The organism is Sphingobacterium corticibacterium, from assembly GCF_004208525.1.
In the GTDB taxonomy this organism is placed as follows: domain Bacteria; phylum Bacteroidota; class Bacteroidia; order Sphingobacteriales; family Sphingobacteriaceae; genus Sphingobacterium; species Sphingobacterium corticibacterium.
On sequence record NZ_SGIT01000001.1, the window covers coordinates 377,004 to 393,033 of the forward strand.

15 protein-coding genes are annotated in these 16,030 nt (G+C 40.3%); 11 read left to right on the forward strand and 4 right to left on the reverse strand.

The window, feature by feature from the left end; genetic code table 11:
• The first annotated feature begins 35 nt into the window (after positions 1-35).
• The 10 genes from EWE74_RS01595 to EWE74_RS01640 all read left to right on the forward strand — a co-directional run bounded on the left by EWE74_RS01595 (position 36) and on the right by EWE74_RS01640 (position 12,738).
• Positions 36-3,050 (forward strand): SusC/RagA family TonB-linked outer membrane protein, encoded by a 3,015-nt coding sequence (locus EWE74_RS01595; RefSeq protein ID WP_130139791.1) that lies wholly within the window; start codon positions 36-38, stop codon positions 3,048-3,050.
• A gap of 11 nt (positions 3,051-3,061) precedes the next feature.
• Positions 3,062-4,624, forward strand: coding sequence for a RagB/SusD family nutrient uptake outer membrane protein (locus EWE74_RS01600; RefSeq protein WP_130139792.1), 1,563 nt, complete (start codon positions 3,062-3,064; stop codon positions 4,622-4,624).
• A 27-nt stretch (positions 4,625-4,651) separates the two neighbouring features.
• Positions 4,652-5,602 carry a glycoside hydrolase family 43 protein gene (locus EWE74_RS01605; RefSeq protein WP_130139793.1) on the forward strand — a complete coding sequence of 317 codons (951 nt, stop codon included), beginning with the start codon at positions 4,652-4,654 and terminating at the stop codon, positions 5,600-5,602.
• Positions 5,603-5,657: 55 nt separating this feature from the next.
• On the forward strand, positions 5,658-7,673 hold the full coding sequence (locus tag EWE74_RS01610; protein ID WP_206365112.1) for a hypothetical protein: 2,016 nt from the start codon (positions 5,658-5,660) through the stop codon (positions 7,671-7,673).
• Between the two features lie 112 nt (positions 7,674-7,785).
• Positions 7,786-8,031: a type B 50S ribosomal protein L31 gene (locus EWE74_RS01615; protein WP_130139794.1), complete on the forward strand. Its 246-nt coding sequence runs from the start codon at positions 7,786-7,788 to the stop codon at positions 8,029-8,031.
• 85 nt (positions 8,032-8,116) lie between these two features.
• Positions 8,117-9,304 (forward strand): putative sugar nucleotidyl transferase, encoded by a 1,188-nt coding sequence (locus EWE74_RS01620; protein ID WP_130139795.1) that lies wholly within the window; start codon positions 8,117-8,119, stop codon positions 9,302-9,304.
• A 22-nt stretch (positions 9,305-9,326) separates the two neighbouring features.
• Entirely contained in the window at positions 9,327-10,097 is a 771-nt protein-coding gene (gene tpiA / locus EWE74_RS01625; protein WP_130139796.1) for a triose-phosphate isomerase, read from the forward strand.
• The gene (prmA, locus tag EWE74_RS01630; RefSeq protein WP_130139797.1) at positions 10,097-10,936 is read left to right on the forward strand and encodes a 50S ribosomal protein L11 methyltransferase; all 840 of its coding nucleotides are present in this window, start codon (positions 10,097-10,099) and stop codon (positions 10,934-10,936) included. Before tpiA ends, prmA begins: the two co-directional genes overlap by 1 nt.
• A 19-nt stretch (positions 10,937-10,955) precedes the next feature.
• Positions 10,956-12,326: a Mur ligase domain-containing protein gene (locus tag EWE74_RS01635; protein ID WP_130139798.1), complete on the forward strand. Its 1,371-nt coding sequence runs from the start codon at positions 10,956-10,958 to the stop codon at positions 12,324-12,326.
• Between the two features lie 82 nt (positions 12,327-12,408).
• Positions 12,409-12,738 carry a helix-turn-helix domain-containing protein gene (locus EWE74_RS01640; protein ID WP_130139799.1) on the forward strand — a complete coding sequence of 110 codons (330 nt, stop codon included), beginning with the start codon at positions 12,409-12,411 and terminating at the stop codon, positions 12,736-12,738.
• Positions 12,739-12,817: 79 nt separating this feature from the next.
• Here EWE74_RS01640 and EWE74_RS21055 read toward each other — a convergent pair whose 3' ends face one another.
• The 3 genes from EWE74_RS21055 to mqnC all read right to left on the reverse strand — a co-directional run bounded on the left by EWE74_RS21055 (position 12,818) and on the right by mqnC (position 14,829).
• Positions 12,818-12,979, reverse strand: coding sequence for a hypothetical protein (locus EWE74_RS21055; RefSeq protein WP_165384625.1), 162 nt, complete (start codon positions 12,977-12,979; stop codon positions 12,818-12,820).
• A gap of 139 nt (positions 12,980-13,118) precedes the next feature.
• Positions 13,119-13,679, reverse strand: a complete 561-nt coding sequence (scpB, locus tag EWE74_RS01645) for an SMC-Scp complex subunit ScpB (RefSeq protein ID WP_130139800.1) — start codon at positions 13,677-13,679, stop codon at positions 13,119-13,121.
• 28 nt (positions 13,680-13,707) lie between these two features.
• Positions 13,708-14,829 carry a cyclic dehypoxanthinyl futalosine synthase gene (mqnC, locus tag EWE74_RS01650; protein WP_130139801.1) on the reverse strand — a complete coding sequence of 374 codons (1,122 nt, stop codon included), beginning with the start codon at positions 14,827-14,829 and terminating at the stop codon, positions 13,708-13,710.
• A 126-nt stretch (positions 14,830-14,955) separates the two neighbouring features.
• Between mqnC and EWE74_RS01655 the strand changes: the two genes are divergently transcribed.
• The gene (locus EWE74_RS01655; protein ID WP_130139802.1) at positions 14,956-15,228 is read left to right on the forward strand and encodes a GNAT family N-acetyltransferase; all 273 of its coding nucleotides are present in this window, start codon (positions 14,956-14,958) and stop codon (positions 15,226-15,228) included.
• A 35-nt stretch (positions 15,229-15,263) separates the two neighbouring features.
• Here the strand turns inward: EWE74_RS01655 and EWE74_RS01660 are convergent, their stop codons facing one another.
• Positions 15,264-16,028 carry a sulfite exporter TauE/SafE family protein gene (locus tag EWE74_RS01660; protein WP_130139803.1) on the reverse strand — a complete coding sequence of 255 codons (765 nt, stop codon included), beginning with the start codon at positions 16,026-16,028 and terminating at the stop codon, positions 15,264-15,266.
• Between the last annotated feature and the right edge of the window lie 2 nt (positions 16,029-16,030).

A 16,030-nucleotide genomic window follows, 5' to 3' on the forward strand; every position in this document is an offset into this window, starting at 1 on the left:
AGGGGAACAAATTAATGATATAAAAACATATAATTATGATAAGGATATTTTTGATAATAACGCTTGTTGTCACGTCGATGATGACTTATGGACAACAAGCACAGGTAAAAGGACGTGTCGTTGATGAGGATAGACAAGGTGTTTCCGAAGTTACTGTTCGGATAAAAGGTGAGCAACGTGTTACCTCTACCAATACAAAAGGTGATTTTGTAATTAGTGCTGCGATCGGTGATGTGCTGCTATTTTCTAAAATAGGGATGGTTGGACAGGAGATGGTGTTCAGTGGACAAACTACAATAGATATAATCATGATGGCCGAAGATCAACAATTGGATGAAGTGGTCGTCATCGGTTATCAGACAATTAGAAAGGCAGATCTTACAGGAGCTGTTTCGGTATTCAAACCAGATGAAATGAAGAATACGACTGTTACAGGTACCGTAGGCGATGCATTGGTGACGGTGCCGGGTGTAAACGTCCGGACAGCAGGTGCACCGGGACGGGAAGGAAAGGTCGAAATCCGGGGAACCGGCACATTTGGGAATAGTAATCCGCTGTATGTTGTAGATGGTGTGATCTCTGGTGCAAATAGAGACTTCAATTTTAATGATATCGAAAGTATTCAAGTTCTAAAAGACGCTTCGGCGGCAGCAATTTATGGCTCCCGAGCAGGAAATGGGGTTATTATTATCACGACTAAACAAGGAGCGGAAGGAAAGATGAAAATTGATCTTTCTTCTAGACGCTCTTTACAATGGTTGCCGAAATATAACTTAACTGATCGGGCGCAATGGATCAAGTTAAATGATTTGGCGTTCATGAATACAATTGCAGATGGAAACCCTAATATCAATGGGCTGGCAAATCATTTCGAAGGGGATACAGATTGGCAAAGTGAAGTGTTCAAGACAGGAATTGTGGATGATCACAATGTCTCGTTTTCAGGAGGAGGCCGTGAAAGTCGCTATTTTATTTCTGGAAACTATCAATCGAATTCGGGAACAGTTATCGGTACGCAAAGTAAACGTTATACACTCCGTTCAAATGCATCTGCCAGTCGAGATTTTGGAGAACATGTTAAATTTACCATAGGCGAGAATATTGTCTTAAGTCATTACGGTATTGACGAAATGGATACGAATCCTATTGTTGATGTTTACCGTATGTTGCCGACGATATCGATCTATGATCCTAGAAACCATGGAGGGTATGGATATGGGAGTGGACCATATAATATTACGTTTGGTACTAATCCATTCGCAAAAGAAGATTTTACAGATACTAGAAATAGTAATTTGAGGGTTCGCGGAAATGCTTTTGCCTCTTTAGATCTTTTCAGCTTATTCAAATACAAATTTAGCTTTGGATTTGACTTTAGTAATGACAATCATCGTTATTTGCGTAAGGTTGGCTCCTGGCAAGTTAACCAACCTATTGATCCGTCGACATTAACGAGACGTCAAGCACAGTATAGCGAATTTGTTTTTGACCATACGTTGGAGTTCAACAAACAATTCGATAAGCATTCCATATCTTCCGTAGTCGGTGCTAGTTACCAACCATATAGCTATCAGCAAGTTTGGGGAGCAAAAAATGATGTTTTAGTAAACAGTCAAACCGACGCATATTTTGAACATCTGGATGCTGCACTGAGAGACCCAAGGACTGGTGGTTTTCAAAACTTAGCAAAGCTATTTTCGGTATTCGGACGAGTTAACTACAATTATGCGGACAAATACCTGCTAAGCGGTACTATACGCAGGGATGAATCTTCACGCTTCTCGCCACAATATAATGTCGGTTATTTTCCATCAGGATCATTAGGCTGGCGTGTAAGTGAAGAATCTTTTTTTAATGCGTCTTGGATAGATGATCTAAAAATAAGAGCGAATTATGGTATTTTAGGAACCTCTAATATCGGGTTTTGGGATTGGGTCGCGTTGATCAATACTTTTCCACAAGCATCTTTTGGAGATAATAGCAGCTCCGTTCCCGGTATGACACAAATTCAATTGTCCAACGCCGACCTGCGATGGGAAAAGTTATCGCAAATGAATGCGGGCTTTGATGCTGTTTTTCTAAAAAACCGTTTTAATGTGACGTTTGAATATTTTATTAAAACGACAAAAGATGTGCTTACTCCTATGCAAATCTTGTTGTCTACGGGGAATAATGGCGGGAATCCTTTTGTTAACGCAGCTACCCTCGAAAATAGAGGGGTAGAATTGGCATTAAATTGGAAAGATAAGATCGGTAGTGATTTTAGATATAGTTTGGACGTCAACGGTTCTTATTTGAAAAACAAGATTGTTGAATTGGGATACGGACGTCAGGAATTTAACCAATGGGACACAAAATCTGTTGTAGGTAGCCCAATAGGAGAGTGGTATTTGATTAAAACCGACGGACTGTTTCGCTCCATGGAGGAAGTCATGTCACACCGGAATAGTGAAGGTGCACTGATTCAACCTAATGCTAAGCCCGGTGATGTAAGATACCTGGATTATAATGATGACGGGCAGATTACCGATGCCGATAGACAATATCTCGGATCGACTATTCCAAAATATTATTTAGGAATGAATATGTCTTTTGAATACAAGGGTTTTGATATGCAAATCCAATCGACCGGTGCTTTTGGCCATATGGCTTTCAACGGTCCGCGATCTGCATTTGACCGTTTTGATGATAACTCGAACTATAGGGCTGATTATGATCCTTGGACTCCGGAAAACACTAATGCAGCAGATCCAAGGCCGATTTTTGCAGACTCCAGAAATGCGCGTCCCGATCAGGATAGATGGTTAGAAAATGGAAATTATTTACGGATTAAGCAGATAGCAATAGGATACAACTTACCCAAGTCTTTGCTTGGTCAACATATTAGAGGCGCACGGGTTTACGTGAATGCGCAAAATTTGGTCACATTTACATCCTACAGAGGGCTTGATCCGGAGTTTTTGAATACCAATATTTGGGATCGCTCATATGATGGTGGAGCATTTCCTAATCCAAAAGGTTTTACGTTTGGTGCACAGTTATCATTCTAAATTATAAATAAATGAAAAAGCTATTTTATATATTTTTAAGTATATGTATGCTTAGTGCATGCAAGGTGGAGGTAGAGAATCCAAATTCGATCACTTTGGAAAGTTTCTGGAATACAGAATTGGATGCAGAATACGGTGTCAATGCCATATATAATATGTTCTACAAACCCGGCACGTATGCCCGGTGGATGTGGTTTAGGTTTGACCTGACTTCAGATGAAGGGTTTAGCCAAAGTCCATGGGCAGAATTGCGCGAATGGACGCAATTTATTTATAATAACTACAATTTTTCAGAAGGCAATGGGATGACCTATGCCGAATGCTATCAAGCCATTTTCAGAGCCAACCAAGCCCTATTTCACATTCCTGATATTGCGTTTGAAGATGAAGAAAAGAAGTCTCGTCTCCTTGGGCAAGCCTATTTTCTGAGAGGTCTTTATTATTATAATTTAGCGGTATTATGGGGTAGCGAGAATAAGAGCGTACCTATTGTGCTCGAACCTTCTACACCGGGTATGCAACCTAATGGAAATACAGAAACTGAAATCTATCAGCAAGCTATCGACGATCTTACCGAAGCTCAAAATTTGCTTCCGGAGGCTTGGACAGGTCAAAATAAAGGTAGGGCAACCAAGGGCGCTGCTTTAGCGCTTCGTGCGAAATGTTATATGCAAATACATCAATGGCAGGAAGCCCAATCTGATTTGCATTGGCTGGTAGAAGGAGAAGGAAGAAGTTATTATGATCTGGTGTCAAATTATGCAGATAATTTTACGTCGGCGACGGAAAATAATATCGAATCGGTGTTCGAAATACAATACTCGGATGTAAACAAAGCTCCGGCAGGAGATGGCCCGAATTCAATAGACCCTAATCTAGGTCTCCATAGAGGACAGTTTTTCGCACCTCCAGGCATCGGATGGACAGACGGTGAGCTGCGTCCTTGGCTTGTTACCGAACTTAAAAAAGAACGTAACCTCACCAATGGATTTGATATTCGACTGAAGTATACCGCTTTCTATCAAGGAATGGAAAACGATTTTCCAGATAATAATCGAATTTATTCGTTGACCAGTAACAATGCGCTTTGGCAACAAGGTAATTGGCAGGGAAGGGTATTCTTCCGCAAATATTCTTCCACAGACAGAGGTTTTGACGATTATTACAACCCGACTAATGTAAGGGTTATCCGTTTTGCCGATGTGTTATTAATGTATGCAGAATGTATTGCGGAAGGGGGGGGAAGCTTAGCTGACGCCGTGCTACACGTAGATCGGGTTAGAGCTCGCGCAAATATGCCGCCACTTGCTACAAACCATTTCGTAGCGACGACCGATCGGGCGCGGTTTCTCAAAAGGCTACAAACAGAGAGGGTATTGGAATTGGCGAGCGAGGGACACCGTTGGGCCGACATCAAGCGTTGGGAGCTGTTGGATACACAGGAGGGAATTGAAGAGTTGAAGCAACGGGATCCCGATTTCAATAATTTTGTGATAGGACGTCATAGAAGCTTACCGATTCCGTCCGATGAAGCCAATAATAATCCTAATGTGGATCAAAACCCGAGATATTAATAAATAGAACAGTTAAAATTTATTCATATGAAAAGATTAGTTTATCTATCACTGGTTCTTATTCTTACAAGCTTTTCGTCTTGTGAGAAAAACAGCGTAAGTGATTTCCAATATACTACGCCGGTATTATTGGGTGATCCGAATATTTTGTATCATGACAATACCTACTATGCTTACGGTACGAATGCCTCTGACGGCATTGAGGTATATACTTCTGAAGATCTTCATACCTGGCATAAATCTCCTCATTTAGCCCTACATAAGGACAGCACTTGGGCAGAGCGATGGTTTTGGGCACCTGAAGTGTACTATGTTCCTGAAAAAAACAAATTCTTTATGTATTTTACAGCTGATGAGCATATAGGTGTCGCCACAGCAGACAGTCCACTCGGTCCATTTACCCAAGAAATGAAAGAACCGATGTGGATAGATGGAAAAGCCATCGACAATTCCTTATTTATCGACGATGATGGTACGCCTTATTTGTACTTTGTCCGTTTCACCGATGGATCGGTAGTTTGGGTCGCAGAATTGGAAGATGATTTGAAGACCGTAAAAAATGAAACGCTGGCTCCATGTATCCATGTATCACAAAATTGGGAAAGGATCCAAGGCCGAATTAACGAAGGACCATTTATCGTTAAACATGGAGAGCTCTATTATATGACCTATTCAGCTAATCATTTTGAAAGCCCTTACTATGGTGTTGGATATGCTACTGCAAATTCACCCTACGGACCTTGGACGAAATACGAAGGAAATCCTATCTTGCAAAAACCAAAAGACTATATTGGTGTCGGACATCATTCACTTTTCAATGATAAACACGGACAATTAAAAATAGTCTTCCACGCCCATTATGCTCCCGGTAAGGTGTTACCTCGTATTATGTTGATGGCAGATGTGGATTTTTCAGATGATGCAGTGCCCGTTATGAAAATTGGGGAAGAAGTGTTGGCTCCCGTTGTCAGCAGATAGACGTATGGCCAAATCGCTATGAATTACGTAAATGATATTAGAGATAATGAGATACATGGTTAACAAATTCTTTTTGATAATTGTACTGACTTTAGTATATAGTGTAGGTTATGGGCATATTATGCCCGAATCAACTTGGCGGATTTCCTTAAAAAAACCTGGCAATCCGGCGGTGGATTATAAGTTGAAAGCGGATGATTCTGGCATGTTGGGGGCAGATCAAAATCTCCCTATAACTATCAAACGTCAAGTAAGCGAAACAACAGCCGGCATGAGTATCGTCGTCGAGTTGACAGCTACAGAGACCGTTTTCTATAATTTTGAGGAACTTTACGAATTGCCTGCCGTGGAGCACGACGATTGTCAGTTTTTGATGCCCGGATTTTGGTATCGTCGCAATTTACGTTCTCCACAGGAAGCACCTTCCTTTGCAACCAGTGATAGCTGGCAAGTACGTGAGGATCGTTTGAGTATACCCTTGACGGGTATATACAGCGAGAAAACAGGCGATTATTATACTGTCATGCGCTTAGATGAATTTGCTCATGAAAGTCTGACGGCGCTTAGCGAAGGAGAAGTGATTCTTTCTGGAAAAACCTCACTTGGTTTTACCGGCTTTCGTAATAGGGGAGGAACCGCTTCCCTTGTTTTTGGCTTTCCTTATAACGAATTTCCTAATACGTATATACGTAAACTTATTCTTGCCCCTGCGGTACGCGCATTCGAGAGATTGGAAAAAGGTGAAGTTCGCCGGTTGACTTGGGAAATTCGAAAAGGTAGAGCCATAAACTATTCCGCTTTTGTTGCTGATGTGTGGACTTATTCTTATGATTCGTTAAAGCCACCCGTTTATGCGGATGCTATGAGCACGAGACAAGCGAAAGAGGCCCTGTCTAATTTTTTTAGAGAAAGTTATGTAGACAAATTTGATTTGAAATACTTTTCCGGTGTACATATGCGTACTGATGATTGCGAAAGTACAGACGCGACTGAAGTCGGTTTTATCGGACGGGTTTTATTGAATGCATTCAATGCGTTGGAGTATGGAGAAGAAACGGCAGATAACGATCTTATAAACAAGGCTCGTCATACATTTGATTCCTATCTTCTGCACGGGTTTTCTGAAAACGGGTTCTTCCATGAATATGTTGATTACCAGAAGGACAGCGTGACGCTGGAATACAGTCTCCGTCGCCAATCAGAAGGACTCTTTGCCATATTAAACTATCTTAAATATGAACGAGACAAAGGGAGAAAACATCCTGAATGGGAAAATAAAGTAAAAACACTTTTTACAAATCTACAACAGTTACAGGAGGAAGATGGAAGCTTCCCCAGAAAGTTTGACGGAGCATTTCATATTACGGATCCTTCTGGAGGTAGTACACCTTCTGCGGTGCTGCCACTAACTATGGGCTATGCTTATTTTAAAAATAAGTCTTATCTGGAAAGTGCCAAACGTGCGGGGAAATACCTGGAGGAAGAACTGATAACGAAAGCTGACTATTTTTCTTCTACGTTGGACGCTAATTGTGAAGATAAAGAAGCGTCGTTGTATGCCTCTACCGCCATGCATTACCTAGCGATGGTAACAACCGGAAAAGAAAGGCAACATTATGTTGATTTGTGTCAGCAAGCAGCCTATTTTTGCCTTTCTTGGTATTATTTGTGGGATGTTCCTTTTGCACAGGGACAGATGTTAGGTGATGTGAATTTTAAATCTAGAGGCTGGGGAAATGTTTCGGTCGAGAACAATCACATAGATGTTTTTATTTTTGAATTTGCGACAGTGCTCGATTGGTTAGCAAAAGAAAAAAAGGAACCAAGGTTTTCCGAATTTTCTTCGGTGATAAAAACAAGTATGTTGCAACTGATGCCGCAAAAAAATTCTTTGTTCGACATTGGGAAGCCTGGCTATTACCCAGAAGTTGTACAGCATACCAACTGGGATTATGGCAAAAATGGGAAAGGCTTTTATAACGATATATTTGCACCCGGATGGACGGTTGCGTCGCTCTGGCAAATGTTGAGCCCCGATCGTGTTACTTCATTTTTTGAAGCAAGAAAATAAATAGCGAAAAGACGATATGTATTTTTTTGTTTTATTTATAGAAATAGATTATCTTTGCACCTCGAATTGTTGAAGATATAATAATCATAGGAAAAAAATAAAATAAAATATAATGAAAAAAGATCTGCATCCATCAAACTACAGATTAGTTGTTTTCAAAGATATGTCTAACGACTATTCTTTTGTAACTAAATCATGTGTAGACACAAAAGAGACTATTACTTGGGAAGATGGTAACGAGTATCCATTGGTGAAATTGGAGATTTCGCACACATCACACCCTTTTTATACAGGTAAGATGAAATTAGTTGATACAGCAGGACGTATCGACAAATTCCGTAGCCGTTACCAGAAGTAATTTAAATTACCGGTTTCGGTCAAAAATAACTTTCATCCCGATAGGTTCTTCTTGTCGGGATTTTTTTATGTAAATTTATCGGACTATGCTGTTAGAAGTCGTATTACATGATCGAGCCCCATGGCGAGAACATTTATTGCCTATGGCTTTCACAAGACCAGTGGGAGCTTTTCGAGTAGGAATTTTGACAATCCAGGAGAAATGGCAATTGTTATTGGGTGTTTCGGTTAGCTTCTATACAGAACTCTATCTTCAAGAGAAATTTCATAGTCCGTCACCTTCTGCAACCTATTTGGTCGTGCGCGCCGACCTATGTCCGACTATCGACTTGGTCAATGCTTTATCTATTTTGCAGGAAGGATGTGTGTTGGAAAAAGATGGTGATTGGATTGCCTATAAGGTCAATAAGTGGTGTCCAGAACCTACGGGAGATACATTAAACGTACATCCTTATGAGGGGGAACTGCACCGTATTCAATTTTTAGAGGATATTTATCTTCATAATGCTACGCAAATTTCTTTTGATTTTGAGTTGCTCACAAAAGGAAAAACTTCGGCTATCTTACATGATTCTAATACGGTGATAGGTGATAACCTCTATGTGGGGACAAATGTGACGGCATTTAGTTGTACGTTTAATACGTTGGATGGTCCTATTTATATCGCCGACGATGCTTTGCTGGAACAGGGAAGTCATTTAAAAGGTCCGATTGCTATCGGTAAAGGTGGGAGAGTAAAGATGGGAAGCCGTTTGTATCCGAATGTAAGTGTAGGACCGAACGCTACTATTGGAGGAGAAGTCAATAACACCGTGATGTGGGAAAATAGTGCAAAAGGGCATGACGGCTATCTCGGTTGTGCGGTAATTGGCGAAGGGTGCAATTTGGGGGCAGGTACAAGCAATTCTAACCTTCAAAACAATTGGAAGCCTATTAAGTTGTATGATTATAAACTTGGTGATTGGCGGAAAACAGTACGGAATAAAATAGGGGTTTTTATGGGCGATTTCGCTATGTGTGGTATCAACTCGTCTATTACGACCGGTGCGGTGATTGGGGTAGGCGTACAGGTGTCTATGTCAAATATTATTCCGAAGTTTGTTCCGGACTTTTCCTGGATGACAGATGAAAAGAAGGAAAGATATGTGTGGCATAAATTTGAGGATATGTTGAAAGAGCGGGGGAGAATAGTAAATAAACGTGTACAGGAAAAAGATCTTCGCCTATTGTGGGAGGTCTATTGTATGACGAGACAGGAAGAATTTAATATATAAAATAGATAACAATTTAAAAACGATGAGAAAAAAAATTGTAGCAGGAAACTGGAAGATGAATCTGGATTACGAGAAAGGTGTAAGCTTATTCTCGGAAATTGTAAATATGGTAAAGGATGAGGTCGTGGGCGACCAGGAAGTTATCGTATGTAGCCCCGCTATTCATTTGCACAGTATTGCAAAGCTAGCGGAGCCCGTAAGTAACGTTGCTGTCGGTGCGCAGAATATCCACCAAGCAGAATCTGGAGCATATACAGGTGAAATATCCGGAGCGCAGGTAAAATCGACAGGTGCAGGTTATGTTATTTTAGGCCATTCGGAGCGTAGAGCATATTTTGAGGAGACCGATGCTTTATTGGCGCAGAAAGTTGATGCTGCATTAACGAACGGTTTAAAGCCAATTTTCTGTATTGGAGAAACAAAAGACGAACGTGAAGGAGGGAAGGTTTTTGATGTTATCAAAGCACAACTGGAAAAGGGCATATTCCATTTGTCTAGTGAAGATTTTGAAAAAGTAATATTGGCTTACGAACCTGTGTGGGCTATTGGAACGGGGTTAACGGCGTCTCCAGAGCAGGCGCAGGAAGTACATGCGTTTATACGTGAAACGATTGCAAATCAATATACACAAAAAATTGCCGATGAAACGACTATCCTATACGGGGGAAGCTGTAATCCTGCAAATGCAAATGAGTTGTTTTCACAGCCGGATATCGACGGTGGATTGATCGGTGGTGCATCCTTGAAATCACGAGACTTTTTAGAAATTGTAAAGGTTTTTAATACGAAATAATGAAGTATTCCTCGGTTGCGTTTACTTCTTCCTCCATAGAAGATTGGCAGCGGGATCTGCTCATTGATTCTTTGGGAACGATTGGCTACGATACTTTTGAGCAGCTAGAGCAGGGATTTATAGCCTACATCCCCACAGTTTCTCTCGATGTACAGGCATTGGAAACAATGTTGTTGCAGGAAGCTGTAGGTTTTGATATCCATTATACTATCAAAGAAATAGAAGATCAGAACTGGAATGAGCTATGGGAGAGTAATTTTCAGCCGATTATGGTGGATGATATATGTTACGTACGGGCCACCTTTCATGCACCGAAACCGGATGTGCCTTACGAAATTATCATCGACCCTAAAATGTCATTTGGAACAGGGCATCATCAAACAACCTCGATGATGCTCTCCTATATTTTAGAGAATGACTTCAAGGATAAAGAAGTATTGGATATGGGATGCGGTACGGGCATTCTTGCCATATTGGCCGTCAAATGTGGTGCAAGACAGGTTCTGGCGGTGGACTATGATGAAGTTTGTGTAGAAAGTGTCGCAGAAAATAAGGTACGGAATAATATTGTGCCTATCGATGCAGAATTAGGGTCAGACGAACGTATAAAAGATAGGATGTTTAATGTTATTCTTGCCAATATCAATCGTAATATCTTAATGGATCAATTCGAACAATACGGGCGAAGTACAAGGCCAGGCGGAGAATTGTATATTAGTGGTTTCTATGATGGGGAAGATCTGGAGATATTGACGCAAAGAGCCCAATCTGTGGGCTTTATTTATCAGCATAAAAAGGTGCAGGATAGATGGTGTGCAGCAAAGTTCGTGAGATGTTGACTTTTTATTTGTAAGAAGTATGCGAGTTCATTTTATAGCCATTGGCGGTGCGGTGATGCACAATTTGGCCATTTCGTTGGCGGAGCAAGGGCACCAAGTGAGTGGATCGGATGATCAGGTTGTGGAGCCATCCAAGTCCAGGCTGAAAAATGCAGGACTTTTGCCTAAAACGATGGGTTGGTTTCCAGAGAAAATAACGGAGGATATTGATGCCGTAATTTTGGGTATGCACGCAGAAAGTGATAACCCGGAGTTGCTTCAGGCACAAGCGTTAAATATTAAGATTTACTCTTTTCCCGAATTTATCTATGAACAAAGCATGGATAAAACCCGGGTGGTTATTGCAGGGACGTACGGTAAAACCACAATCATGAGCATGGTGATGCATGTACTCAAAAAATTGAGACGTGATTTTGATTATCTCGTAGGTGCACAGTTGGAGGGGTTTGATTCGCTAGTAAAACTGACCGCCCATAATAAAATTATTTTATTGGAAGGAGACGAATATTATGCTTCTCCAATAGATCATCGTTCTAAGTTTCATCTTTTTCATCCCAATATTGCGTTAATCAGTGGGGTAGAGTGGAACGAAAGCAGGGCAAATATGGGGCAGGACGAGTATATTAAACAATTCGAAACATTTATTGATACTATCGTCTCTAAAGGTACGCTAATTTACAACAAAGATAACCTGAATTTGGTGAAGATTGTGGAAGCGACTTCCGACTGTCCGATTAACCGACATGGTTATAAGCTGCCTGAATACTCTATTAACAAGGGCGTAACGTATCTTCATTTAGGGGAAAAACGTATTCCCTTACAAGTGTTCGGGAAATTAAACTTATCGAATATAGCCGGCGCATATACAGTCTGTGAATGGCTGGGTATAAAGCGAGTTGATTTTTACGACGCAATCAAAGATTTTAGAAGCTCCATCCGCTATCTAGAGTTTGTAGCGAGCGATAACGAAAGTGTGGTATATCAAGACTTTCTATATTCCCCTTATAAGCTCCGAACGAGTATTCATGCGGTTAAAGAGCAATTTCCCGGTCAGGAACTGGTAACTATTATTGAACTAAATGCCTATGATGTCATCAATCGAAGTTTTCTAGACACTTATCGAGAATCCATGAACGAGTCCGATTATGCAGTGATCTTGATCAATAAAGACGTTATAAAGGAGAAAAATATATTAATAAGTAATTTAGAGTCGGAAATTCAACAGGTCTTTAATCATAAAAATCTTGTATTCTTGACAGAAGTTTCTTCGTTAGAAATCTATTTAGATAAATTTAAGTCACTGGGTTTTAATCTTTTATTTATGATTTCGCCCGACCATAATAGTATGGATATTGTCAGTTTTGCAGATAAATTCCTTAAAAATTATTAATTATTCTGTAAAATGCTGTCTTTTTATTATTTTTGGAAGAGAGAGAGAATTATCCGATTGAAAAAGATAGCAACTACCAGAAATGAATGCACTAGGAAAGAAAATTCGTCTGTTAAGACATCAAAAAGGATGGAGTCAAGAAGATGTAGCAAAACGTTTGGACATTTCAATTCCTGCCTTTTCGAAAATTGAAACAGGTATTACTGACGTAAACTTATCCAGATTGAACCAGATTTCCAAACTATTTGGTATGTCATTGGTTCAGTTATTGTCTACATCGGATTCGGAAGAAGATCGACAGGCACAAGATGAAATTGAGGAGCTGAATAGCAAACTGCAAGTTCGGGAGGCTGAAGTAATAGAGTTACAAAAGAAGGTTATTGAACTATACGAACAGCTTCATAAAAAGTAATTTAGGAATTTTGGTTTATTAAAAAAGAGAGCACAACACTATGCTCTCTTTTTTTGATTCATATAAGAATCTTCATCCATTAAAAATCATCGTCATCATCGTCAAAATCGCCAAATTCTTCGATAGAATCCATCTCATCTAATTCGAAATCGTCATCATAGACATCATCCGCATCATCTTCCGGACCGTTAAAATTGATAATTTCTTCAACCAAAACCTCATTTTCTGCCGCTACCATCATAGTCTTGTCGTGTTAATAAATGATAAATCTATTGTTTGTTACCGAGCGTAAAAATAATCAAGAATCTTCTAACTTGAAATTTTTTTTGTTTTTTTATCGCTTGTCAGCCAGTGAGTTAAAATGAGAATACGTGATTAAGCTATTTTGCCGCTTCGCCTATGCTATTATCCTCTGTAATAATGTCTTTTAGCTGTGGTAAATCTTTGACCGACTTGATGCCGAAGTGCTGCATAAATTGCCCACTAGTTGCGTATAGCAGGGGTTTACCAATAGTTTCTGCTTTTCCAATAATTTCGATGAGATTCTTTTCCAACAACCGTTGAATGGAGTAATCACAGTTCACGCCCCGAATTTGCTCCACCTCCAATTTGGTGATAGGCTGTCGATAGGCAATGATAGACAATGTTTCCAAAGCTGCTTGGCTAAGTTTCTTTTTGTCCTTATGTGCTTGAAGTTGGTTGACAGCTTCGTGGTATTTTTCTTTCGTCAAAAACTGGTAATGTTTATCAAAAATTTGAAGGCTGAAGATTTGGTCTTCATCATCGTATTTTTCTGCAATTTTCTTTAATAGATCTAATACCTCCTGTTTATTGATGTCGATGGCTAATGCATCTTTAAGTACCTGCTTCAGATCATTGGCATTAATGCCCTCTTCGGATGCGAAAATAATAGCCTCTATATTTAACAATATATCCTTCATCCTTCTTCTCGTTTGTCTCTATAACTATTTAGTAATTAATGACTTGTTCTTCCATCTGCGGCAATTCCCGGAAATCATATTTCTGTGTACGTAATTGTGGTTCGAACCCAGCTTCCCGAATAGCTTCCTGTATAGATGTAGATGTGAACCGATGTGGTGCCCCTGCAGCGGAAACCACATTTTCCTCTATCATAATGGAACCGAAATCATTTGCCCCTGCATGTAAACACAGCTGTGCCGTTTTCTTTCCTACGGTGAGCCAAGAAGCTTGTATGTTCTTGATATTGGGAAGCATAATACGGCTCAATGCAATCATCCGAATATATTCTTCGCCGCTCACATTGTTGGTGATGCCCCGTAGTCGTTTTAACAAGGTGCCATCATCTTGGAAAGGCCAAGGTATAAAGGCGATGAATCCATAGGCGTCCACAGGTTTTTCGTGTTGAACTTCGCGAATCCACACTAGATGTTCAAAACGTTCTTCTATGGTTTCAATATGACCGAACATCATGGTAGCAGATGTGGGTAGGTGGACTTGATGCGCAGCACGCATCACGTCTAACCATTCTTGTCCACCGCATTTGCCTTTTGAAATTAATCTTCGTACTCGATCGTTCAGTATTTCCGCGCCAGCTCCCGGCAACGAGTCCAATCCCGATGCTTTCAATGCCCGAAGTACTTCAATATGGGATAATCCTTCTAATTTTGCGATATGTGCAACCTCCGGAGGACCGAGGGAATGTAGCTTGAGGGTTGGGTAGAGTTCTTTGAGTTGCTTGAACAATGTCGTGTAAAACTCCAGACCCAAATCAGGATGGTGTCCGCCTTGTAAAAGTAGTTGGTCGCCGCCATAGCGAAATGTTTCTTCGATTTTCTGCTTGTAAGTTTCGATATCCGTGATATAGCTATCTTCATGGCCCGGACGACGAAAGAAATTACAAAATTTGCAGTTTGCAATACAAACATTAGTCGTATTGACATTGCGGTCAATCTGCCAAGTAACCTTGTTATGCGGAACCTGTATTTTTCGCAACGCATTAGCCACATAGGTCAAATCTGCCGTCGCAGCATTCCGGTATAAATACATACCTTCTTCCTTGGATAGGAATTCAAAATTAAGCGCGCGCTCAAGTAATTTGTCTACATTCATTATCAACAAAGATACATAGGATTTTTATTTTTTTAACGAAAGGTTTATACCGCTGATAAACTATTCTTACAAAATATTGTTATATTTATTTGAAAAACGAATTTAAAATCTTAAAACATCTATAATATGGAACTAACACATGTAGCAGATAGCGGACGATGGCTTGCTGTAAATGATGAAATACAGATTGGGGAGCTGATATATCAAGTAGAGGATAATGTTATGACGATTTCTCATGCGGAGGTTGAACCTTTCTATCGTGGAAATAAAATTGCGGAGGAGCTTGTGTTGGCAGCGATTCGTCAAGCACGGGAGAATGCCTGGAAAGTAGTTCCGGCTTGTTCCTTCGCAAAAACGGTATTTGAACGATACCCCGGCGAACAGGATGTGTTAGCGTAGTGAGTGATGAGAAAGTTAGAGCGGTGTTTTCAAAATCACAAAACAATCAATAATATCGCCGAAATAACGACTAATGTCATAATGAGCATGCGAAATTTCTTCTCTGGAAGGATCTTGACAATTTTTATACCGATGTAACCGCCCAGCAGAATGAAAGGGATAGCGAATAAGTTGAGATAAAGTCCCGCCCAGGTAAGGTTATGCCAAACGAAAGCCTGCAATGGGATTTTCGTGAAATTCAAAAGCATAATGAACCAAGCAGAAGTCGCCGCAAAGCTGATTTTGTTTAGCCGTTTAGAAAGCATATAAACGGATAGCGCCGGGCCAGCAGCATTACCTATCATCGTCGAAAAACCGAGGATAAAACCAAACACAGGGGAATACCATCGGTTTTTCGTCAGTTTATCCTGTTTCTGTTGGGATGTTTTTCCCAGCCAGATCATAATGCCTACCCCCACGATAATACAGATACCAATAAGCAGTTTAAATACTTTATCATTGATGTAATTACCGAGAAGTAACCCAACAATCAGCCCAAAGAGGGAAGCAGGCAATAGTTTTTTTACTTCTCCCCAAAGAAATTCTTTCCGGTAATAAATAACAGCGACGAGATCGGCGATACAAAGTAGAATTAATATGATGCCAGTCGAATACTTTGCGCCGAATAAGAAAGCAAATAACGGTACAGCTAATGTTCCAATATTTTGGATGCCTGTTTTCGACATACCTATTAGCACGGCACATACAAAATACAAAGCCCACCCGACTGGTGAGGAAAGGAGTTGCAGTGCTTCGTTCATGG